The 21,426-nt window shown below is 66.9% G+C and carries 20 protein-coding genes and 1 tRNA gene; 4 read left to right on the plus strand and 17 right to left on the minus strand.

Annotated features, from left to right (window positions below):
• Window positions 1-189 precede the first annotated feature (189 nt).
• Window positions 190-654, plus strand: coding sequence for a MarR family winged helix-turn-helix transcriptional regulator (locus FOE78_RS24610; RefSeq protein WP_143988975.1), 465 nt, complete (start codon window positions 190-192; stop codon window positions 652-654).
• On the opposite strand, the gene FOE78_RS20300 is transcribed toward FOE78_RS24610, so the two are convergent.
• The 14 genes from FOE78_RS20300 to FOE78_RS20365 form a co-directional block, all read right to left on the minus strand.
• Window positions 614-687, minus strand: a tRNA-Leu gene (locus FOE78_RS20300). The two genes, FOE78_RS24610 and FOE78_RS20300, sit on opposite strands and share 41 nt — an antisense overlap.
• Before the next feature lie 43 nt (window positions 688-730).
• Window positions 731-2,383 carry a metallophosphoesterase family protein gene (locus FOE78_RS20305; protein WP_143987887.1) on the minus strand — a complete coding sequence of 551 codons (1,653 nt, stop codon included), beginning with the start codon at window positions 2,381-2,383 and terminating at the stop codon, window positions 731-733.
• 23 nt (window positions 2,384-2,406) lie between these two features.
• Window positions 2,407-3,006, minus strand: coding sequence for a peptide deformylase (locus FOE78_RS20310; protein ID WP_228265918.1), 600 nt, complete (start codon window positions 3,004-3,006; stop codon window positions 2,407-2,409).
• Window positions 3,003-3,518 carry a glycine cleavage system protein R gene (locus FOE78_RS20315; RefSeq protein ID WP_143987888.1) on the minus strand — a complete coding sequence of 172 codons (516 nt, stop codon included), beginning with the start codon at window positions 3,516-3,518 and terminating at the stop codon, window positions 3,003-3,005. The genes FOE78_RS20310 and FOE78_RS20315 overlap by 4 nt, the downstream gene beginning before the upstream one ends.
• Window positions 3,515-4,486, minus strand: a complete 972-nt coding sequence (locus FOE78_RS20320; RefSeq protein ID WP_143987889.1) for a Ppx/GppA phosphatase family protein — start codon at window positions 4,484-4,486, stop codon at window positions 3,515-3,517. The genes FOE78_RS20315 and FOE78_RS20320 overlap by 4 nt, the downstream gene beginning before the upstream one ends.
• Window positions 4,483-5,007, minus strand: coding sequence for a DUF501 domain-containing protein (locus FOE78_RS20325; RefSeq protein WP_143987890.1), 525 nt, complete (start codon window positions 5,005-5,007; stop codon window positions 4,483-4,485). The genes FOE78_RS20320 and FOE78_RS20325 overlap by 4 nt, the downstream gene beginning before the upstream one ends.
• A gap of 12 nt (window positions 5,008-5,019) precedes the next feature.
• Window positions 5,020-7,242, minus strand: a complete 2,223-nt coding sequence (locus tag FOE78_RS20330) for an ABC transporter ATP-binding protein (protein ID WP_143987891.1) — start codon at window positions 7,240-7,242, stop codon at window positions 5,020-5,022.
• Window positions 7,243-7,244: 2 nt separating this feature from the next.
• Window positions 7,245-8,195 (minus strand): ABC transporter permease, encoded by a 951-nt coding sequence (locus tag FOE78_RS20335; protein WP_143987892.1) that lies wholly within the window; start codon window positions 8,193-8,195, stop codon window positions 7,245-7,247.
• Window positions 8,195-9,142, minus strand: coding sequence for an ABC transporter permease (locus FOE78_RS20340; RefSeq protein ID WP_143987893.1), 948 nt, complete (start codon window positions 9,140-9,142; stop codon window positions 8,195-8,197). Before FOE78_RS20340 ends, FOE78_RS20335 begins: the two co-directional genes overlap by 1 nt.
• An 83-nt stretch (window positions 9,143-9,225) precedes the next feature.
• Complete coding sequence (locus tag FOE78_RS20345) at window positions 9,226-11,046, minus strand: peptide ABC transporter substrate-binding protein (protein WP_143987894.1); 1,821 nt, start codon at window positions 11,044-11,046, stop codon at window positions 9,226-9,228.
• Between the two features lie 281 nt (window positions 11,047-11,327).
• Complete coding sequence (locus FOE78_RS24295) at window positions 11,328-12,005, minus strand: FtsB family cell division protein (RefSeq protein WP_228265919.1); 678 nt, start codon at window positions 12,003-12,005, stop codon at window positions 11,328-11,330.
• 10 nt (window positions 12,006-12,015) lie between these two features.
• Entirely contained in the window at window positions 12,016-13,299 is a 1,284-nt protein-coding gene (eno, locus tag FOE78_RS20355; RefSeq protein ID WP_143987895.1) for a phosphopyruvate hydratase, read from the minus strand.
• A 274-nt stretch (window positions 13,300-13,573) separates the two neighbouring features.
• The gene (locus tag FOE78_RS20360; RefSeq protein ID WP_143987896.1) at window positions 13,574-13,951 is read right to left on the minus strand and encodes a hypothetical protein; all 378 of its coding nucleotides are present in this window, start codon (window positions 13,949-13,951) and stop codon (window positions 13,574-13,576) included.
• An 81-nt stretch (window positions 13,952-14,032) separates the two neighbouring features.
• Entirely contained in the window at window positions 14,033-14,572 is a 540-nt protein-coding gene (locus tag FOE78_RS20365) for a P-loop NTPase family protein (RefSeq protein ID WP_210414694.1), read from the minus strand.
• A 30-nt stretch (window positions 14,573-14,602) separates the two neighbouring features.
• On the opposite strand from FOE78_RS20365, the gene FOE78_RS20370 reads away from it, so the two are divergent.
• Entirely contained in the window at window positions 14,603-15,175 is a 573-nt protein-coding gene (locus FOE78_RS20370; RefSeq protein WP_143987897.1) for a nucleoside deaminase, read from the plus strand.
• Between the two features lie 3 nt (window positions 15,176-15,178).
• Here FOE78_RS20370 and FOE78_RS20375 read toward each other — a convergent pair whose 3' ends face one another.
• Both FOE78_RS20375 and FOE78_RS20380 read right to left on the minus strand, forming a co-directional pair.
• Window positions 15,179-15,799: a MazG family protein gene (locus FOE78_RS20375; RefSeq protein ID WP_143988979.1), complete on the minus strand. Its 621-nt coding sequence runs from the start codon at window positions 15,797-15,799 to the stop codon at window positions 15,179-15,181.
• 44 nt (window positions 15,800-15,843) lie between these two features.
• Window positions 15,844-16,380: a SurA N-terminal domain-containing protein gene (locus FOE78_RS20380; RefSeq protein WP_143987898.1), complete on the minus strand. Its 537-nt coding sequence runs from the start codon at window positions 16,378-16,380 to the stop codon at window positions 15,844-15,846.
• A gap of 183 nt (window positions 16,381-16,563) precedes the next feature.
• On the opposite strand from FOE78_RS20380, the gene FOE78_RS20385 reads away from it, so the two are divergent.
• Window positions 16,564-17,160, plus strand: coding sequence for a hypothetical protein (locus FOE78_RS20385; protein WP_143987899.1), 597 nt, complete (start codon window positions 16,564-16,566; stop codon window positions 17,158-17,160).
• On the opposite strand, the gene mfd is transcribed toward FOE78_RS20385, so the two are convergent.
• A complete protein-coding gene (mfd, locus tag FOE78_RS20390) occupies window positions 17,126-20,746 on the minus strand; it encodes a transcription-repair coupling factor (protein WP_228265920.1) in 3,621 nt (1,206 codons plus the stop codon). The genes FOE78_RS20385 and mfd overlap by 35 nt on opposite strands.
• Window positions 20,747-20,869: 123 nt before the next feature.
• Here mfd and FOE78_RS20395 point away from each other — a divergent pair, with 123 nt between their 5' ends.
• The gene (locus FOE78_RS20395; protein WP_228266249.1) at window positions 20,870-21,424 is read left to right on the plus strand and encodes a Uma2 family endonuclease; all 555 of its coding nucleotides are present in this window, start codon (window positions 20,870-20,872) and stop codon (window positions 21,422-21,424) included.
• Window positions 21,425-21,426 lie beyond the last annotated feature (2 nt).

Consider the following 21,426-nt stretch of genomic DNA (forward strand, 5'->3'; position numbering starts at 1 on the left):
CAGGCCCGTCGGCCGTTCTGTCACCGACTGGGACGCGAGCGCCGACCCGGCCCGCATGTGATTCACTATTATTCCGGTAGGAAATGGAGGCATCTGGTGCAGGACGACCATGCTGTGCGGAACAACAGGGCGCGCGACAACGACACCGAACGAGACCTGGCCGACGCGGTCGCCCGGCTACGACGCGCGATGCGACGCGCCGCCCGGTCCGCCGACCCCGGCAACAAACTCTCGGTGGCTCAGTTGGAGCTGCTGTCGGCGGTGGCGGAGAACCCGGGCGCGCGGCCGGGACGGATTGCCCGGTATCTGCATCTGGCGCCCAATTCGGTGACCACGCTGGTGAACGGACTGCAGGCCGCCGGTCTGGTGACCCGCAGCAGCAACCCCGATGACCGGCGTACGGTGCAACTGTCGCTGACCGCCGACGGCGAGACCGCCGTACGCCGCTGGCACGCCACCAACTCCCGGATCCTGCGGACCTCGTTCGAGGAGCTGCACCCTGGCTGGCAGCAACTCATCTCGGCGGCGCTGCCGGCGCTGCGGGAGTTGATCGGCAGCATCGACCAGCTGGTCGAGCCGGGTCAGCAGAACTCTCGCGACGCCGAACTGCGGGTGCCCCCGATGGGATTCGAACCCATACTGCGGCGGGTTTAAGCCGCCTGCCTCTGCCGGTTGGGCTACGGGAGCGCTGCCGGTGATCGTAGCGTCCGGCGGCACCCATCCGTGATGCTCAGGATGGAGCGTTCGTACCGGAGGGACTCGGCGAGACCGCCCGGCCCGATGCGTTTGGGGCCGCCTCGTCGCCGCCCAGCCGGCCTCGAGTCTGCGCAGGCAGGTCGGCCAGGTCACCGGTCGGAATGCGGTTGTCGATGATCACCGAGCCGTCGGGCAGGCAGTGCACCGGTTGCACGCCGGTGATCAACCCGGTTTCAAGATCACGGAAGAAGAAGTAACCGTCGGCCGAGGTCCGCGGCGTACTGAACGGGGTGCTGAAGGAGGTGATCGTCGGCGGCGCGACCCCGCCCGCGGTGCCCAGTTGCATGGCCACCGTCCAGGAACCGTCCTCGTGCGTGTTCACGTACGGGCCTTCCTGGATGTGCATGTGGCCCCAGGCGACCAGCTTCGTCGGCGGGTTCTTCGCGTCGGCGACCACCCGACCGGCCGCCGGTTGATGGACCATGATCACGTCCACGTTCCGTCCGGCAGCGGTGTCGATCATGCGTTTGCCCAACTGCTCTTCGGTTTCCGACCGTTCCTGCACCCGGTCGGTGCTGAACGGCGGGTTGTACTCGGGATCGTCATCGCCCAGGAAGCGGACGTCGTCGACCTTGGTCACCTTGCCGTCGAGGACGGTCGCGCCGGCCGCCTTCATCTGCCGCTCGGTGATCGGCGAGTCATGGTTCCCGCCGACGTCGATGAACGGCCGGTCGCCGGCGATAGCCCGCTCCGACACCACACAGGTCCGTTCGGTGGCGGTCCCGTTCATGGTGTCGTCGCCGCTGCTGAACACCATCGCCGGATCGCTCAGGCTGACCAGCACCTTCCAGAATCGGGTCATCGCCAGGCTGCAGTGCAGGTCGCTGATGCCGAAGATCATCTGCTCGCCGGGTGCGGGCGACGGGATCTTGCTGGTCTGGTTGACCAGGTTCTCCTTCGTCTTGTCCACGTACGCGTCAATCTGGGCGTTCTGCCGGGCCGCCATCTTCCGTACGCCCTTGACGCCGCGGTCGAGCACGTCGGCCAACAACTGCGAGTCCACCGTCATCCCGTCGAAGCGGGTGTCGTCGGCGATCGTCACCGGATAGCGCGCGGTGGGCGCGGTCGCCGGCGGGGCGACGGTGACCGTGGCGGTGATGATCATCACCACGAAGTAGCTGACCACCGCGTACCGGGTCCGACTCATCCGGACCAGCCGCGCGGACAGGAAATGTCGCCGCTGGGTCCAGCCGATCATGATCAACACCAGCACGATCTCGGCCACCACCGCGTGACTGATCGCACTGGTCACCAGCTGGTCGCGGATGCCGGTGATCGCCTCGGCCGGATCGTTGTACAGGTTGAGGTAGGACTGCAGGGTCTGGGTCGACAGCAGCGATCCACCGGTCGCCGGCTCGACCACCCCGTGGATGGTCAGCGTCAGGCCGACCGGGCCGTAGGACAGCGGCAGGTAGGCGTTGCCCAGCGGTCCGAGATCGATCCGGGTCTCGCCGGTGTAGTCGACGGCGATGGTGGCCCGGTTGGCCCCGAGATAGTCGGTGATCTCGGCGTGTCCGAGGCCCCAGATCGCTGCCAGCGGGGCCGCCAGCAGCCCGCAGACCAGTACGGTCAGTACGCCCCGTACCAGCAGTCTGATCAGCTGACTGCGATCGATCCCCGCAAACATCCAGCCCAGAGTAGGTGGGATCGTCAGCCTTCGGGCAAATCGGGCCGGTTTGCCGCTCGGTGTTCGTTCGGCGCTTCGAGGTAAACCTTCCGAGCGTGCAGCGCGTGCGCACCCGCGACGCGGTCGAGGAAGATCCGGCCGTTGCAGTGATCGATCTCGTGCTGCAGTGCCCGCGCCTCGAACGCGTCGGTGCTGAATTCGACCCGTTCGCCGGTGACCGGCAGCAGACCGGCGACGGTGACCCTGCTGGCACGTTTCACGTCCCCGGTCAGATCGGGCACCGACATGCAGCCCTCGCGGGCCTTCTCGTTGCGGCTGGACTGCACGACCGTCGCGTTCACCAGCACGATCAGACCGTGATGGGTACGCGTCTTCGGATGGTCGGCGACATCGATGCAGAACGCCTGCCCGGAGACCCCGACCTGCGGCGCCGCCAGCCCGACGCAACCCGGCGAGACCCGCATGGTGGCGACCAGATCGGCGCAGAGCTGGATGGTGTCCGGCGCGGTCGGATCCAGCTCGGGGCCGGGCCGGGACAACACCCGGTCGGGAGCACGGACCACCTGCAGCACCCGACCCGCTGGCAGCAGCTGAGACCAGTCCGGAATGTCCAACGCCGTCACAACTCGTCCTGCTCGACCGGCTGCAACCAGGCGTCGACACCGAGCCGGGCCGCGGCGGCGTCGACCTCGGTACGGACCTCGGACAGCTCGGCGTCGGCAGGCAGGTCGACCTCGGCGGTGAGCGCGTACAGCTCGCCGGCCAGATGGGTGCTCAGGTCGGTGATGTTGCCGCCGGCGTTCGCGATCACGCCGGTCAACGCAGCCACGATGCCGAGCCGGTCCGCGCCGTGCACGGTCAACAGGTAGGGCGATCCGGCCACGGCGGCGCTACCGCTGTCGGGCACCGGATGGACATGAATGATCAGGTCGTCGCCGGCTGCGGCGTTCATCGCCGAGCGCACCCGCTCCAATTCGGTGTCGCCGGCGCAGATCAGCGTCATCGCCAGCTGCCCGTGCAGGACCGTCATCGACGAGTCGGCCAGGTTGAGCTGCTCGGTGGCCAGAGCCTCGGCCACCCGGGCGATGATCCCGGGCTGGTCGGTGGCGACGACGGTGATGGCGTAGGTGGTCACCGATGCTCCCTTTCTTGATCGGATCCTTGATCGGGCCCGTGCAACAGCTCCATCGCGGTGCCGTCGAGGATGTCCGATTCGCTGACGACCAGCTCCAGGCTCGGCAGTCGGGCCGCGATCCGAGCCGCGATCAAGGCGCCGGCGGTGATCACATCGGCACGTTGCGGGTGAACGGACCCGAACGCACGGATCTGCTCCACCGTGGACCCGGCGAGCCGGTCGGCGATCGCGATCACCTCGGCAGCGGCGATCCGGTGGGTGTGCACCAGCGACCGGTCGTAGTCGGACAGGTCAAGATCAATTGCGGCCAGTGTGGTCAGCGTGCCGGCGACGCCGATCCAGGTCCGAACGCTCGTCCAGTCGATCGGCTCGCCGTCCAGCAGTCGATCCACATGATCAACTGCGGCCGACAGCTGCTGCCGATCGGGCGGATCGCTGCGCAGGTAGCGTTCGGTCAGCCGTACCGAGCCGATGTCCAGCGAGACCGCGTGCTGCATGGTCTGGTCGGCGTCGCCGATGATCAACTCGGTGGAACCGCCGCCGATGTCGACCACCAGCACCGGAGCCTGAGCGTCGGCAACTCCGGACACCGCGCCGGCATAGGACAACCGGGCCTCGTCGTCGCCGCTGATCACCTCGGGGGTGACGCCGAGCCGTTGTTCGATGCCGGCGAAGAAGGCTTCCCGGTTCCGGGCATCACGGGTGGCCGAGGTGGCCACGAACCGGACCAGGTCGGGCGTGACCTCGTACTCACGGATCAGTGCGGAATACCGATCCGCGGCCGAGAACGTACGACGCATCGCATCGGGGTGGAATTCGCCCTTGGCGTCGACGCCCTGGCCGAGCCGGACGATCTCCATCCGTCGGTCGACCTCGGTCAGTCCGCCACGACCGTCGTCGTCGGCAATCAGCAACCGGATGGTGTTGGTGCCGCAGTCGATGATCGCTGCCCGTCGGGTATTCGTCACGACTGCTCCTCGATCACGTCGGACAGGCACGGTGAACGCCAGAATTCGCCGATCGCGGCCACCGCCTCGTCGCCGAACGGGTTCACACCCGGTCCGACGGCGAGCGCGTGTGCGGCCAACGCATGAAGGCATTTCACCCGGGTCGGCATGCCGCCGGCGCTGACTCCGTCGATCTCCGGCACGTCGGCGCTCGGCCCGTCACCGAACGACTTCCGGTCGGCCAGATAGGCCAGGTGGGCAGCCCGATAGGCCTCGGCCAGTTCGGCGTCGTCGGCGAGCCGATCGGTCATCTCGGCCATCCGGCCGTCGGACTCCAGCCGAGAGATCGCCGCGGTCGCGCGCGGGCAGGTCAGGTAGTACGTGGTCGGGAACGGCGTCCCGTCCGGCAGCCGCGGCTCGGTCGCCAACACCGCCGGTTTCCCACAGGGACAGCGATGCGCGACCCCGACGACGGCCCGCGGCACCCGGCCGAGTTGCGCGTGCACGGCGGCCTGGTCGGCCTCGGAGAACGGTTCCAGCACCCGCACAGTGTGTCAGATGGGGTCGGGCCCTTCGACAGGCTCAGGGACCGACTGGGCGGTGGGCTCGGTGACCTTCTGGGCGATGGACTCGGGGACCTTTCCCTCCAGCGGGAAGTGGCAGGCGACCTTGTGGCCGCCGGGGCGCAGTTCGATCAGCGGAGGCTCGACGGCGGCGCAGACTTCCTGGGCCAGCGGGCAGCGGGTGCGGAAGCGGCAACCGGACGGCGGATTCACCGCCGACGGCGGCTCGCCCGCCACCAACTGGTGTTCCTTGCTGCGTTCGCTCCACGGATCGGCGACCGGGATGGTGGTGATCAAGCCGTGGGTGTACGGGTGCAGCGGGTGATCGTAGACGTCACCGGCCGGTCCGACCTCGACCAGCTTGCCCAGGTACATCACCCCGATCAGGTCCGACATGTAGCGGATCACCGACAGGTCGTGGGAGATGATCAAGTAGGTCAGTCCGAGACCGCTCTGCAGGTCTCGCATCCGGTTCAGCACCTGTGCCTGGATGGAGACATCCAGCGCGGACACCGGCTCGTCGGCGACGATCAACTTCGGCTGCAGCGCCAACGCCCGGGCCAACCCGAGCCGTTGCCGTTGGCCGCCGGAGAATTCGTGCGGGTAGCGATCCAGTGCGTTGTGCGGCAGTCCGACGTCTGCCAGCAGATCGGCCACCCGGGCCCGTTGCTGTCGCGGACTGCCGACGCCCTGGATGATCATCGGCTCGCGCAGGATCGCCCCCACCCGCATCCGCGGATCCAAGGAGGAGTAGGGATCCTGGAACATGAACTGCACCCGGCGGCGGTAGCGCCTGCGATCCTTTCCGCGCAGCCGGAACAGGTCGATGCCGTCGATCAGGGCCGTGCCGGCGGTCGGCTCCTCGAGCCCGACGATCAGTCGCCCGGTGGTGGTCTTGCCGCAGCCGGACTCCCCCACCAGGCCGAAGGTCTGACCGCGGATGATCTCCAGGTTCACCCCCGCGACCGCCGACACCGCACCGACCTGCCGGCCGAAGAGGCCGTGCCGGACCGGGAAATCCTTGACCAGGTTGGCCACCTGCACCAGCGGCCGGCCGATCGGGACGCCGCTGTCCAGCTTGTCCGCGACGTCCAGCTCGCTGATCTTGATCTTGGTCGGCGCCGGCGAGTCCTCGGCCAACCGCAACGGCTTCAGCCCGGTCGGCCTGATCAGCTCCGGATCCCCGACCGGATGCAGACACGCGAAGCTGTGCCCCGGACGTTCGGTGATCAGCGGCGGATCGATGGCCCGGCAGTCGTCCTGGGCCCGCGGGCAGCGAGCCGCGAACCGGCAGGCCGCCGGCGGATCGGTCAGGTCCGGCGGGATGCCCGGGATGGTCCGCAGCCGGCCGCCCGCACTGGCCGCGTGCTCCGGCAACGCGTTGAACAACGCCTCGGTGTACGGGTGCCGCGCGTTGCCGAACAAGGTCAGGGTGTCGGTTGTCTCGACCACCCGGCCGGCGTACATCACCACCACCCGATCGGCCCGGCCGGCGATCACCCCGAGGTCGTGGGTGACCAAGATCACCGCCATGTCCAACTGGCGGCGCAGGTCGTCGATCAGCTTCAGGATCTGTGCCTGGATGGTGACATCGAGCGCCGTGGTCGGTTCGTCGGCGATCAGCAGCCGAGGTTCGCAGGCCAACGCCATCGCGATCATCACCCGCTGTCGCATGCCGCCGGAGAACTGATGCGGGTAGTCGTCCAGCCGATCGCGCGCCTGCGCGATGCCGACCAGATCCAGCACTTCGGCCGCACGCAGACGGGCCTGGTGGTGGCTGACCGGTCTGTGCAGCAGTACGCCCTCGGCGATTTGATCACCGATCTTGATGGTCGGATTGAGTGCCGCCAGCGGATCCTGGAACACCATCCCGATCGCATCACCCCGTACCGATCGCATCTGCTCTTCGGTCAGCGTCAACAGATCCCTGCCCTGCAAGAGAATCGAGCCGCCGACCACATGGCCGCCCGGTGGCAGCAGTCGCATGATCGAGATCGCCGTCATCGTCTTGCCGCAGCCCGACTCACCGACGATGCCGACCGTCTCACCGGGCATCACCTCGAAGTCCACTCCGTCGACCGCGTGCACGGTCGCATGCCGGAGCCGGATCTCGGTACGAAGTCCGGACACCTGCAGCAGCGGTCCGTCGTAGTCGTCGCTGAGATCGAAACCGGTGCTCAGGTCGAGTCGTTCGATGCCGGTCGAGCCGTTCATGATCACCGCGCCCGCAGCCGAGAGTCGAAGGCGTCGCGCAACGCGTCGCCGAGGAAGTTGAACGCGATCGCCACCAGCACGATCGCCAGGCCGGGTGGATAGATCAGCCACCAGTAACCGCTGTTCATGTACGTGGTTGCGGTGGACAGCATCGCCCCCCAGTCGGTCTGCGGCGGCTGGATGCCCAGGCCCAGATATCCCAACACGGACAGGGTGATGATCGAATCGGCGACGGTGAAGGTGGCGAACACCACCACGGTGCCGATCGCGTTGGGCGCGACGTGCCGGACCACCGCCCGGCCGCCGCCACCGCCCATCACCTTCACCGCTTGGACATACTCCCGCACCCGCAGGCTGAGCGCCTCACCGCGAACCAGCCTCGACGCGCCCAGCCAGGAGAAGAACGCGATGATCAAGATCATGATTCCGGTGGACGGGTGGAAGATCACCGACAACACCAGCAGGATGAACAGCGACGGAATCGCCAGCAGGCCGTCCACCATCCTCATCATCACCGCGTCCACGGCACCGCCGATGTAGCCGCTGATGGCGCCGTACAGGGTGCCGACGATGGTGGCCAGCACGGCCGCGGCGATGCCGACCTCCAGCGACGCCTGACCGCCGTACATCAGCCGGCCGAGTTCGTCGTAGCCGGTCGGATCGGTGCCCAGCGGGTGGCCGTTTCCGGGTGGCAGGTTTGCGTTCATCAGGTTCGTGTGCACCTGATCGGTGTGATAGAACAGCGGCCCGACGAAGCAGAACAGCACCAGCGCGATGATCACCGCGAGCCCGATCACCGCCAGCTTGTTCTGGATGAACACCCCAACGGCACGTCGCCACGGGCTGACCGCGACCTGCACCTCGCCGCCGGAACTGTCGTCGAGCGGGACCGCCGCGGCGGCGTCGGTGGCTGTCGGCGTGACCGGGTCACGGCCGATCGATCCGTAGGCCATCAGACGTACCTCACCCTCGGATCGAGAATCGCGTAGCCGATGTCGGCGGCCAGGCTGCCCACCACGGTGGCGACACCGACGATCAACGTGATGCCGAGCAGCACCGGATAGTCCTGGACCTGCGCCTCCTGATAGAACAACAGGCCCATCCCGGGGAAATTGAACACCTGCTCGATCACCAGTGAACCGCCGAGCAGGATCGGCAACGACAGCCCCAGGATGGTGACCATCGGGATCAGCGAATTCCTCAGCACGTGGCGATACAGCACTCGGTTCTCGTCGGCGCCCTTGGCCCGCGCGGTGCGGACGTAGTCCAAGATCAAGTTGTCCATCACCGCCGAGCGCATGTAACGGGTGAACAGCGAGACCTGCAGCAGCACCAGCGTCAGCACCGGCAGCACCATTGCTCGCGGCTGGGCCAGGATCTCCCAGATGCTGTTGCTCTGCGGCGCCTCTGCCGGGAACAACCCGGTGTTGACCGACAACCAGAGCACCAGCAGCAGGCCGAGGAAGAACGACGGGGTGGAGTAGAAGACGAATCCGATGCCGGTGGCCGCGTAGTCGAAGATGCCGTTGCGCCGAACGGCCTGGGTGACGCCGATCGGGATGGCGATCGCCACCGAGATGATCAACGCGATCAGGTTCAGCACGATGGTCTTGCCCAACCGCGAGACGATCAACGAGCCGACCGACTGGTTCAGGTGGTAGGAGTAACCAAGATCACCACGCAGCAGTTGTCCCAACCAGTGCAGGTATTGCACCGGCAGCGGCAGGTCGTAGCCGTTCTCGTGATTGAAGGTGGCGATCTGCGCCGGAGTCGCCCGTGGGCCGAGGATCGCGTGCGCCGCACCACCCGGCAACAGGTGCAACAGAACGAAGACGATCACCGTGACCAGGAACAAGACGATCAACGCCTGGCCGGCCCGGCGCAGCAGATAGCCACCCATCAGGACCCCTTGGACGCCACACGAACTCGTGAAGACCGAGCCCGGTCGCGTGCTCACCGCGACCGGGCCAGGAGGAAGGGCCGCTACTTCGTCCGGTACCAGTACTCGGGTACCAGAGTTTGCAGCGGGTTGTAGTTGACGCCGCCGACCTTCGTCGAGGTGGCGAAGACGTCGTACACGTTGGCCTGGAAGATCACCGGCAGTTGCTGAGCGGTGTAGTCCTCGAAGGCGTAGAAGGCGTTCATGTCCGAGCTGGTCAACGTGGTGTTGATCAACTTGTCCATCTTGGCGTCGCTGTAGCTGCCGGAGTTCGAGCCGGCACCGGTGGCGAACAGTGACTCACCGGTCGGCAGGTAGTCCGGCGCGTAGATCCAGCCGCCGCCCCAGTTGCCCATCTCCCACTTGCAGATCTTCTGCGAAGCCGTGCACGGGACGGACTCGCCGGTGACACTGTCGAACGGCTTGGACGTGACGTTCAGCACGATGCCCGCCTTGGACGCGTCGGACTTGTACTGCTGCATCTCTTGATCCAGCGACGGAGTTCCGGATGCGTAGTCCAGGTTGAACTCCATCTTCGCGCCCGACTTGACGTCCGGTCCGCACTGGTTCGAACCGCTGCCCGGTTTGGTGCAGGTCATCACGCCGTTGGTTTCGGTCCAGCCGTGCGAGGTGAGCAGCTGCTTGGCCTTGTTCACGTCGAACGGGTACGGCGTCCCCTGCTTGGCAGCCGGCGACATCCACTTGTTCACCGGCTTGGCCGGCACCGGTCCGAAGTTGACCAGACCGTAGCCCCGTAAGGCCTTCTGCACGTCGACCGGCTGATCCAGCGTCTGCTCCAATGCCTGCCGGACGTACAGCTGCTTGAACGTCGGACCGACGGTCGGGTTGTTGAAGTTGATCGGGAAGTAGTTGATCGACCACCGATAGGCGGCGGCCAGATCGTAGTTCGAACCTGCCGGATTGTTCTTCGGCAGATCGGAGCCGGCCGGCTTCGTCGGCAGATCCTGTGGCGGCACGTAGCCGAGGTCGATCTGGTTGCCCGACTTCAGCACGTTGAACTCGGCGGTGTCGGTGGTGAATGGCAGGAAGTTGACTTGATCAAGCTTCGGCTTCGGCGAACCTGAGTAGGCCGTGTTCGGCACGATGCTGTAATGCCCGTCGGAGTTGTAGCTCTTCAACTTCCACGGCCCGTCGACGACGCCCCAGATCTTGCTGGTCGCGTACGTGCTCTGGTCCTTCGACTGCGCGGTCAGGAACTTCCACACGGCCGGGCACTTGCTGACCGAGGTCAAGCAACCGCCGCTGCCGGCGGCGGCCGACGCGCTGGTCACGTCCCACGCCATCGGCATCGGGGTGATCTGGGAGAACTCGTTGTACAGCAGCCAATTCGACGAGTACTTCTTGTCCATCGTCAGCTGCACCGTGTCGGCCGAAGTGGCCTTGTACGACTTGATGTTGTCCGGATAGGCGCCCGGCACGGTGCCGGCCCACTGAGCTGCCTCGGCCTTGGACATGTTCAGCCAGAACACAACATCCTTGGCGTTGACCGCCTCACCGTTGGACCACTTCCACGGTTTGATCTTGATCGTCACCGTCTTGCCGTCGGTGGAGTAGGTCGGCTGCCGCGCCACCGACAGGCCCGGATCATTGGTCGGCTGATCGTTGTGACCGCCGAACCAGTACAGCGGCCGATACAGCAGCTGTTGCAGGTCAGAGATGTTGGCGACACTGAAGTTCGCGATCGGGCTGAACGGGAAGATCCAGTTCGGTGTCACCGAAGCGGCTTCGGCGACGTTGACGGTGCCGCCGTTCACTGCCTTTCCGCTGGTCTGCGATTGCGGTTGGGTGCTGGTCGAGTGTCCACCCGAACAGGCTGCCAATGTGACGGCCACTGCGGCTGTCATGCTCACTCCGGCGATCAGCCGGACCCTACGGCGCCCCCGACGGCGCCCGAAACCCTTGTCCACGGCCACTCCCAAGTCCCTGGTGAACTGAAGAATGTGCCGGCCGTGCAGTGGGGGCCCCTGCCGCGGAGATGATCACACGGCTCCACTGCGAGTCGGTACGTGCCATTCAGGTTAGCCATGATCAACTTCTCAGCCACTGTGTCCACCGAATTGACACTCAGCCTCGGATCAGACCTTCTCAGGAACCACGCAGACAGTCTGACGAACCACGCAGGCAGTCAGCGGTGCTTGGTCTTCTCGGTGATCGTCGGCTCGGCGCTGGGTTGCTCGGCCTTCTTGGGGACCGTCGGTTTGTCGGCTGCTTCGACCGAACCCCACAGCTTGGAGTACCAGGCCGTCGCCGGTTTGCTGGCGGGCTGCGCGCCGGTGATCTCGTTCTCTCCGCTGACCGGTTTGCCGTCGGCGTCGACGACCCGGAACCCGCGCTCGCCGGGCATCACCCAGCCGAGCCGCTCGCGTGCCTGGGTGCGGACGTAGTTGGGGTCGTTCCAGCGGGAGATCTCGTCACTGAGCTCACCGATTTTCTGTTGTGAGGTAGTGATTTCCTGCTTGGTCGCGGCGATGTCCTGGCGTTGATTGAAGTAGGCCCGCAGGCTGGACGCGTACGAAATGGTCAAGATCAACAACACCACCGCCAGCGCGATCGCGCGAGTGGTCAGGCTGGCCCGCGGACGAGCCGCCGCGACCTTCGGAACGTCGCGGCTGATGGTCGGCTCGACCGGCTCGGGCTGCTGCGACGGGGCGGCAGCCGGCTTGCGGGTCGATCCGGGGCGACGAGAGCCGGTCGCCCCGGAGCGGGTCCGGCCGCGCCCGGCCGACCGAGGGACGTCCGGCTTGTTGCGGCCGGGTCCGGATCGGCTGGGGCCGGAGCGATGCGGCCCGGACGAATTCGGCATCAGCAGGACCTCAGTTGGCGCCCTGGTAGCGCGGGAAGGCGGCAGCACCGGCGTAGCGGGCGGCGTCGTCCAGGTCCTCTTCGATCCGCAGCAGCTGGTTGTACTTGGCCACCCGGTCGGTCCGGGCCGGAGCGCCGGACTTGATCTGGCCGACGTTGGTGGCGACGGCGAGATCGGCGATGGTGGTGTCCTCGGTCTCGCCGGAACGGTGGCTCATCATGCAGCGGAACTGAGACCGATGAGCAAGATCAACAGCGTCGAAGGTCTCGGTCAGGGTGCCGATCTGATTCACCTTCACCAGCAGGGCATTCGCGGCGTCGGAGTCGATGCCGCGCTGCAGCCGCTCGACGTTGGTGACGAACAGGTCGTCGCCGACGATCTGCACCTGATCACCGATCTGGGCGACCAACTTGCTCCAGCCGGCCCAGTCGTCCTCGGCCAGCGGGTCCTCGATCGAGACGATCGGGAAGTCGTTCAGCCACTGCTGGTAGATCGCAGCCATCTCGTCGGACGACAACTTCTTGCCCTCGAAGGTGTAAGCGCCGTCGGCGAAGAACTCGGTGCTGGCCACGTCGAGTGCCAGCGCGACGTCTGTGCCCAGCTTGAGACCGGCCTGCTCGACCGCGGTGGAGATCAACTCCAGTGCGGCCACATTCCGCGGCAGGTTCGGGGCGAAGCCGCCCTCGTCGCCGAGTCCGGTGGACAGGCCCTGCTTCTTCAGCACCGACTTCAGCGTGTGGTAGACGGCGACTCCGGTCTCCAGCGCCTCGGCGTAGGTCGGTGCACCGATCGGCGCGATCATGAACTCCTGCACGTCCACGTCGGAATCGGCGTGCGCGCCACCGTTCATGATGTTCATCATCGGTACCGGCAGGGTGTGCGCGTTCGGGCCGCCGAGGTAGCGGTAGAGCGGCAACTCGGCCGACTGAGCCGCGGCGTGCGCCACCGCGAGAGAAACGCCGAGGATGGCGTTGGCGCCGAGCTTGGCCTTGTTCGGCGTACCGTCCAAGTCGATCATGGTCTGGTCGACCAGCCGCTGCTCGCTGGCGTCGAAGCCGACGATCTCCGGACCGATCTGGTCGATCACGCCGGCGACGGCCTTGGTCACACCCTTGCCGCCGTAGCGCTTCTCGCCGTCGCGCAGCTCGACCGCCTCGAAGGCGCCCGTCGACGCGCCGGACGGAACAGCGGCCCGGCCCTCCGCGCCGTCGTCCAGCAGCACCTCGACCTCGACGGTCGGATTGCCGCGCGAATCGAGAATCTCCCGGGCACCGACGAACTCAATACTGGCCACAGATCTTGCCTTCCTAAGATGCAAAGTGAGCGCGCCCGCGTACATCCGGCGCGGTTCCCCACTCTAACGGCGAGACCAGTGACGACCGTGGTCCGCCACGAGCAATCCGCGCACCGCGCCCGGACGCGCCGGAATCCTCGCCCTCGCCTCAGCCGCGCGCAAAAACGTCAGCCGCACCCGGAATTTCGAGTGCGGCTGACGATTTGGGGTGCGGCTGTCTGCGCCGCGGAGGTTTCGGGTGCGGGTGCGGGGGTCTGTGGTGTGGGGAGTCGCGTCAGCGGCGGTCGCGGTTGCTGCGGTTGCTGCGGTTGAAGACCAGGTTCACCGCGACGATGCCGGCCCAGCTGACGGCCACGCCGAGCAGACCGGGGTCGACCTGGGTGGCGGCGATCGCGGTGATCGGGATGCCGGTGCCGAGGGAGATGATCGTCAACGCGAACCGCTGGCCACGGTTCAACTTCTCGTCCCGGATTCGGGCCAGCTCCAACTGGGTGGCAGCTTGCTGGCCCTGCTGGTGTTGCTGCCAGACGGCCTGTTCGACGCGCTCTGCCAGCCCGGCCGCGATCTGCGCCTCGTACTCGGGTCCGAGCTCTCGACGCGCGGCCATGGCTGCTTCGGCCTCGCGGCGGGCCTCATAGGACGGAACGGACATGGCAGCAATTTAGCTCGGCCGCGGACCGTTCGCAGTGGGGACAGCCCCACTGCCGGCACCTCCCGCGGTCCTCCTGGCCGGTCAACCTCGTACGGGGCCGGGCCGCTGGGCCGCGAGCCATCGCTCGACCTGCCGCGGATGGCTGAACACCAGCACCGGCGGGCCTTGCGGATCGGCCGCCCACTCGCGCAGTCGCTGCCGCTTGCGCGCGAACGAACGGAAATGCCAGCGGACGATGGAGTCGTCGGCCACCGCGGTGGCCACCGTCTCGGTGTTGCCGTTGCAGGTGGGCGTGCGCAACAGCACGTTGCCGATCGTCCTGCGGACCAGCCGGGACAGCGACAGCCATCGCGGATAGTCCAGGCCGATGATCAACTCCACTCGCTCGTTGACGATGTCCAGCCACTTCCCGTAGCCGTGATCGAGGATCCAGGACTCGCCGGCACAGATCTCGGAGATGATCTTGCGTTGTTCGTCGCCGGGCACCGGCACCCAACCGGGACGCCAGGTCAGCTCGTCAACGGCAACAGGTGGCAGCCCGGTCCGCTCGGCCAACTCCTGGGCCAGCGTGGACTTCCCACTCCCGGTGACCCCGTACACCATCACGCGCCGCGCCTCCACAAAGCAGCACCCTATGAGTACGGTGGCTCGATGGCCGATCCGACAAACAGGCAGTCCCTCACGCAAACCGATCTCGATCATCTGCGCCGATGTGTCGAACTGGCGCGAGGAGCACTGGATGACGGCGACGAGCCGTTCGGTTCGGTGCTCGTCGACGCATCGGGAACCGTCCGCTTCGAGGACCGCAACCGGGTCAAGGACGGCGATCAGACGCGGCATCCCGAGTTCGAGCTCTCTCGCTGGGCGGCCCGACATCTCTCGCCCGCCGAACGCGCCGGCTGTGTCGTCTACACCTCCGGTGAGCATTGCGCGATGTGCAGCGCCGCCCATGCCTGGGTCGGTCTCGGCAGGATCGTCTACGCCACCAGTACCCAGCAGCTCGTCCGATGGCGTACGGAGTGGGGCCTCGCGGCCGGTCCCGTCGCCGCGCTGCCGATCGAGGCCGTTGCCCCCGGCATCGAGACCGCGGGACCGGCGCCGGAGTTTGCCGACGAGATCCGTTCCCTGCACGAGCAGCTGATCAGTCGGCGCCGGCCGGGCTGGCCGAGCCCTCGGGCGAAGACGGACCGGACCGGACCGTCAGAGTTCGGCGGTCGGCCGTAGTGATCAGGGTCCGAGAGAAGATTCGGCTTCGACGACACGGGACTCCAACCGGCGTACGGCGTCTCGGGCGGCTTGGTCGGCGTCGACCCCGCCTGCCTGGGCTCGCGCGACCAGCTTGATCAACTCCTCACCGACCGTGTCCGCGTCGATCGGCGAATCCGCCAGTTCGACCGGAACCGACCGCGATCGGGCCCGGCTGATGATCTTGTTCGCCCGGGCCAGCGCGGACAACTGCTCCGGAATCCCTTCCAGTACGGACTTCCGGCCCTTCTCGGCGGCCTTCCGCTCTTCCCAACTGGCGTGGAGGTCTTGCGGCACTTCGCCGTCGGCGTACACGTACGGATGCCGGGCGATCAGTTTGTCTGCGACTCCGCGTGCCACCGACCCGACGGTGAAGTCGGGATCGGTCTCGCCGGCGATGGTGGAGTGGAAGATCACCTGCAGCAGCAGGTCACCCAGTTCCTCACGAAGATGATCATGATCGGCGACGGCCTCACCGGCGCTGCTGCCGCCCGGGCCCTCGATCGCCTCGACCACTTCGCAGGTCTCTTCGATCAGGTACTGGATCAGCGACCGATGGTTCTGCTCGGCATCCCAGGGACACTGCGTCCGCAGCGTCTGCATGACCTCGATCAGCCGGACCAACTCCCGGCCGTCGGCCTGCTGCGTCACTGCTGCGGGCGGGTCTTGGCGACGTCGGAGAGTGAACCGGTGCCGGGGATGACGGTCAGCGACTGCTTCGGATCCCAGCTGCCGTAGCGCGGATTCACCGTCACATCGGCCTGCTCCAGTTCCTTCTTGAACTCGTCCTCGCCGATCTTCTTGGTGATGAGCTGGACGTCGGCCAGGTCGTAGGCGAGCTCGTGGGCGTCCGCGATCTGCAGCACCGCCGGGTTGAGCTGGGCATCGCGATCGGCGTCGGTGATGGTGATGCCGCGCTTCGCCGCGGTGTCCAACGCCACTTGTCCCTGGATCAGCACGGACAGGACCTGATCCCGGGACAGATCGCTGACCTGCTGGGCACCGGCCTCGGCGGTGTTCAGTTGGTCGCGGGTGATCGAGGTTCCGTCCACCACCGCGACGTCGGCGGGCGACTGCGCGCAGCCACCGAGCAGAACCGCGCCCGACACGGCGGCACCGATCAGCGCACCGATCCTGCGTCGGGTGGGCAGGGCTTTGACGTCGGTGCTGTCCTGTGTCCTCATCTGCTGCCTTCCAGGTCGTGCCGCGGCCCACCGGACCGCCGATACTTCAACTGCCCACACCGGACCGGGGCGATCCTATGCCATCGCCGCGGCTGCGCGGAGTCGGCCGGTACTGCCACAGGATGATCGCGATTCCACCTACGGACTGAGGAATTCCTGAACCCGGCTGCCAACACTTGTTGGGTGCTAGCGTCCCGCCGATCCCCGCGCCCAGGACGGGCTGGCCGTCCAGCCCGCGGCGGGCAGACGGCCGGCTCCGCCATCTCAGCTGTCGTCACCGGATCCTCCCCGGCCACCGGGCTGTCCCGGCTGCTGAGGGCGTACGCGATCACGCTGCTGTCGGCGCTGATCGGGCTGCCGGGACTGGCGGCCGGCGTAGTCACCTCGACGAGCTGCGGCGCCGGCGCAGGAGATTGCGACGTCCGCTGGGTGTACGGGCTGGTCGGCGGCGTGGTGCTGGCATTACTCGTCCAGCTGGTGCTGTCGCTGCATCTCAAGCTGGGTTGGTTGTTCTGGATCACCTCGTCCGCGATCACCGCGACGGTGATCACCAATCTGGACGCCTGGCCGGTGGTGCTGGTGACCGTACTGATCGCGCCCGGGATCGCTGCCTGGCTGAGTGATCCGCCGCAGCGTCGGCGAGGCGTCCTGGCCCACTGGGCACCACGCCTCGGCATCCTGGTTGTGGTCGTTGCTGGGCTCGTCGGCATCGGCCTGATCGGCGGCATCACCGCCCCGAAGGCGCTCAGCTCTGGTCACGCGCTGGTGGTGCGGCGGTAGCGATCAGCACGTTGTTGATCACCTCGGTGCACCACTGCAACAGCTCCAGATCCTTGATCTGGGGCCCACCGATCTGACGCGATCGCGGCTTGGGCACCAGCATCAGGCCGGCCGTCTGCTTGATCACACTGCCGGGGTGCAGACGCTTCAACCGCAGCTGCGCCGACTCCGGCAGGTCGACCGGGGCGAACCTGATGAAATTGCCCTGCACCACCACCTCGCTCAGGCCGGCTTGCCGGGCCAGCAGCCGAAAGCCCGCCACCGCAAGCAGGTTCTCCACTTCCGGTCCCGGCGTGCCGTAGCGGTCGGTCAGCTCGGCCCGGACGGCGTCGATGTCGGCGGTCGATCGGACCTCGGCGATGGTCTTGTACATCTCCAGCCGCAGCCGTTCCGACTCCACGTAGTCGGTCGGCAGGTGCGCCTCGATCGGCAGTTCGATCCTGACCTCGGGCTCGGGCTCGCCGCCCTCGCCGCGATAGTCGGCGACGGCCTCGCCGACCAGCCGGACGTAGAGATCGAATCCCACATCGGCGATGTGGCCGGACTGCTGCCCGCCGAGCAGATTGCCGGCACCGCGGATCTCCAGGTCCTTCATCGCCACTGCCATCCCGGCGCCGAGATCGGTATGGGCAGCGATGGTGGCGAGTCGATCATGGGCGGTCTCGGTCAGCGGCTTCTCCGGGGGGTACAAGAAGTACGCGTACCCCCGTTCACGACCACGACCGACGCGGCCGCGGAGCTGATGCAACTGGGACAGCCCGAGGGTGTCGGCGCGCTCGACGATCAGGGTGTTGGCGGTGGAAATGTCCAAGCCTGCTTCGACAATCGTGGTCGCCACCAGCACGTCGGCACGCCGTTCCCAGAAGTCGACCATGACCTGTTCGAGCCGGTGTTCACCCATCTGACCGTGCGCGGTGACCACCCTGGCCTCGGGCACCAGCTCGCGGATCCGGCGGGCCACCTTCTCGATCGACTGGACTCGGTTGTGCACGTAGAAGACCTGCCCCTCGCGCAACAGCTCGCGCCGGATCGCAGCGGTCACCTGGGCCTCGTCATACGGTCCGGCGAAGGTGAGCACCGGATGCCGTTCCTCCGGCGGGGTGGTGATCGTCGACATCTCCCGGATGCCGGTGACGGCCATCTCCAGGGTGCGCGGGATCGGCGTCGCCGACATCGCCAGCACGTCGACGTCCATCCGCAGCTTCTTCAACTGTTCCTTGTGTTCGACGCCGAATCGCTGTTCCTCGTCGATGATCACCAGGCCCAGGTCCTTGAACTTCACGCTGCCGCCGAGCAGTCGGTGGGTGCCGACCACGACATCGACGCTGCCCTCGGCGATCCCTGCCACGGTTGCCTTTGCGTCCAGGTCGGAGGAGAACCGACTGAGCGCGCCGACCTTGACCGGGAACCCGGCATAGCGATCGGCGAAGGTGTTGTAGTGCTGCTGAACCAGCAGCGTGGTCGGCACCAGCACCGCCACCTGCTTGCCGTCCTGGACCGCCTTGAACGCGGCCCGGACGGCGATCTCCGTCTTGCCGTAGCCGACGTCGCCGCAGATCAGCCGGTCCATCGGCACGATCTGCTCCATGTCCTGCTTGACCTCGTCGATGCACACCAGTTGATCGGGTGTCTCGACGTAGTTGAAGGCATCCTCGAGCTCACGCTGCCAGGTGGTGTCGCGGGAGAAGGCGTGACCGCGGCTGGCCTGCCGGGCCGCGTACAGCTTGATCAACTCCGCCGCGATCTCACGTACGGCCTTGCGGGCGCGACCCTTCCGTTTGGCCCAGTCCGAGCCGCCCATCCGATCCAACGTCGGGCTCTCACCGCCGACGTAGCGAGTGACCAGATCCAGCTGGTCCATCGGAACGTACAACCGGTCGGCAGGCTGGCCGCGCTTGCTCGGCGCGTACTCGACCACGAGGTATTCCCGGGTGGCGCCGCCGACCGTACGCTGCACCATCTCCTGATAGCGGCCGACGCCGTGCTGCTCGTGCACGATCGGGTCGCCGGGCTGCAGTTCGAGCGGGTCGATCTGCTTCTTCCGGCGGGCCGGCATCTTGCGTTCGGCACGGTCGATCTGATGCTGACCGGACAGGTCGCCGGTGGTGTAGACGGCGAGTTTGATCTTGTCCACCAGCACGCCGGTGCGCAGTTCGCCGACACTGACGGTGACCAGCCGCGGCTGTGGCGCGGTGTCGAGATCCTCGATCAACTTTGCCGGAATCTCTTGCTCACCGAGCATCTGGACCATCCGCTGCGCGGTGCCCTTGCCCTCGGCGACCAGCACCACCTGCCAGCCGTCGTGAACATGATCACCGATCTCGGTGATCGACTTCTCCGCGTCGCCGCGATGCGTCTCGGGCACCTGGGCGGAGACCGTACGGGATTCGACACCCCGGGTGCTGACCGCGGCGGAGAAGTCGATCACCTCACCCTCTTCGGTACGGATCGGCATCGCCGCCGCGTCCGGTGCGGCGCTGAACGTCGACAGCGACCACCAGGCCAGACCGCGATCCAGGGCGTGCTCGCGGACGTCGGCCAGCGGACGATAGGCCGACGACCCGAGATCGATCGGAGCCTGACCGCCGCCGGCGGCCGCGGCCCAGGAGGCGCCGAGGAACTCCTCACTGGTCTTGACCAGATCGGCCGACCGGGTCCGGACCAGTTCGGGGTCCGACACCAGCACGTGGGTGCCGTCGGGCAACAGGTCGACCAGCAACTCCATCCCGTCGACCAGGGCCGGCGAGAGTGACTCCATGCCCTCCACCGCGTGCCCGGCGGCGATCCGTTCCAGCATCTCGGAGAGCTCGGGATGTTCGGCCATCAGGGCCGCTGCCCGCTGCTTGACCTGGTCGGTGAGCAACAACTCGCGGCACGGTGAGGCGGTGATGTCGTCGATCACGATGTCGCTGGATCGCTGATCGGCAACGGCGAAGTAGCGGATCTCCTCCACCGTGTCGCCGAAGAAGTCGATCCGGACCGGATGTTCCTCGGTCGGCGGGAACAGGTCGACGATGCCGCCGCGGACGGCGAACTCGCCCCGACGCTCGACCAGATCGACGCGGACGTAGGCGGCGTCAACCAGGGCCTGCGCCAACGCGCCGAGCTCGAAGTCCTCGCCGTTGCGCAGATGCACGGGTTTGAGGTCGGCCAGCCCCTTGACCTGCGGCTGCAGGACGCTGCGGATCGGCGCCACGATGATCTTCAGCGGGGTGCCGTTGTCCTCGGGATGCACCAGGCGGCGCAGCACCGCGAGCCGGCGGCCGACGGTGTCGGAACGCGGGCTCAGTCGTTCGTGCGGCAGGGTCTCCCAGGCCGGGTAGTAGGCGACCTGGTTCGGGTCGAGCAACGATTGCAGCGCATCGGTGACGTCCTCTGCCTCGCGATAGGTCGAGGTCACCAGGAGGACGGGGGCGTCGGCTCCACCGCGGTCGGCCGACGCGGTCATCGCGGCGGCGAACAGCGGACGCAGCGGCGCCGGCATGGTCAGGTCGAGGGCCTTGACGGTGTGCGAGCGCGCGTCACCGAGGGCCTCGGAGATTGTGGGTTCTTGTGCAAGCTGGTCAACGAGTCCCGAGAGGGTCACCGGATCACCCTACTCGGACACGCGAACAGAATTCGTCGGCCGCAACAGCTGTGGATAACTTCGCGGGGTCGTGTGAAACTGACCGTAACGTTCTGGGCAAGGAGGTGGAACGCCGTGACAGCAATGGATCTGACGTCCGACGGCCTGTTGGCGCTGGACGAATGGAACGCGCTCGATCCGATCGAGGGCAGGCGACTGGAATTGGTCGACGGCGTCGTGATCGTGAGCCCACGCCCAAAGATCCTGCACGCCGCCGTGGCCGGACGATTGATGCAGTTGTTCGGCGCCGAGTCGTTGCTTCTGCTGCCGGAGCCCGAGGTTGTGATCGCCGGCGAGCGGCCGTCTACAGTTCGCGTACCCGATCTTGTCCTGCCACGCGAGACAGCACCGGCTGACGACGCCCGCTTCGACGCCAGCGAGGTTCTGCTCGTGATCGAGATCGTCTCGGCGGGCTCGCGGCGCACCGACTACATCGCCAAGCGGTATGACTACGCGCACGCAGGGATCCCGTACTACTGGATCGTCGATCCGGACGATCGGGACGTGCTGTGCCTGGAGTTGGCCGACGGGACCTACCGCGAACTTCCGGTGACGGTTGACGACACGGTCGTGCTCCCCCGGCCGGTACCGATCACCGTCGACTGGGATCAGCTACTCGGCCGGGGTGGGCCGTCGTGAGG

Source organism: Microlunatus elymi, from assembly GCF_007362775.1.
Classification (GTDB): domain Bacteria; phylum Actinomycetota; class Actinomycetes; order Propionibacteriales; family Propionibacteriaceae; genus Microlunatus; species Microlunatus elymi.

Excerpts from the sequence above, each read along its gene's own strand:
- FOE78_RS24610 (WP_143988975.1), top strand. The coding sequence starts at position 190 with ATGCGACGCGCCGCCCGGTCCGCCGACCCCGGCAACAAACTCTCGGTG.
- FOE78_RS20305 (WP_143987887.1), bottom strand. The coding sequence starts at position 2,383 with ATGTTTGCGGGGATCGATCGCAGTCAGCTGATCAGACTGCTGGTACGG.
- FOE78_RS20330 (WP_143987891.1), bottom strand. The coding sequence starts at position 7,242 with ATGAACGGCTCGACCGGCATCGAACGACTCGACCTGAGCACCGGTTTC.
- FOE78_RS20335 (WP_143987892.1), bottom strand. The coding sequence starts at position 8,195 with ATGGCCTACGGATCGATCGGCCGTGACCCGGTCACGCCGACAGCCACC.
- FOE78_RS20340 (WP_143987893.1), bottom strand. The coding sequence starts at position 9,142 with ATGGGTGGCTATCTGCTGCGCCGGGCCGGCCAGGCGTTGATCGTCTTG.
- FOE78_RS20345 (WP_143987894.1), bottom strand. The coding sequence starts at position 11,046 with ATGACAGCCGCAGTGGCCGTCACATTGGCAGCCTGTTCGGGTGGACAC.
- FOE78_RS24295 (WP_228265919.1), bottom strand. The coding sequence starts at position 12,005 with ATGCCGAATTCGTCCGGGCCGCATCGCTCCGGCCCCAGCCGATCCGGA.
- FOE78_RS20360 (WP_143987896.1), bottom strand. The coding sequence starts at position 13,951 with ATGTCCGTTCCGTCCTATGAGGCCCGCCGCGAGGCCGAAGCAGCCATG.
- FOE78_RS20370 (WP_143987897.1), top strand. The coding sequence starts at position 14,603 with ATGGCCGATCCGACAAACAGGCAGTCCCTCACGCAAACCGATCTCGAT.
- FOE78_RS20375 (WP_143988979.1), bottom strand. The coding sequence starts at position 15,799 with ATGCAGACGCTGCGGACGCAGTGTCCCTGGGATGCCGAGCAGAACCAT.
- FOE78_RS20380 (WP_143987898.1), bottom strand. The coding sequence starts at position 16,380 with ATGAGGACACAGGACAGCACCGACGTCAAAGCCCTGCCCACCCGACGC.
- FOE78_RS20395 (WP_228266249.1), top strand. The coding sequence starts at position 20,870 with ATGGATCTGACGTCCGACGGCCTGTTGGCGCTGGACGAATGGAACGCG.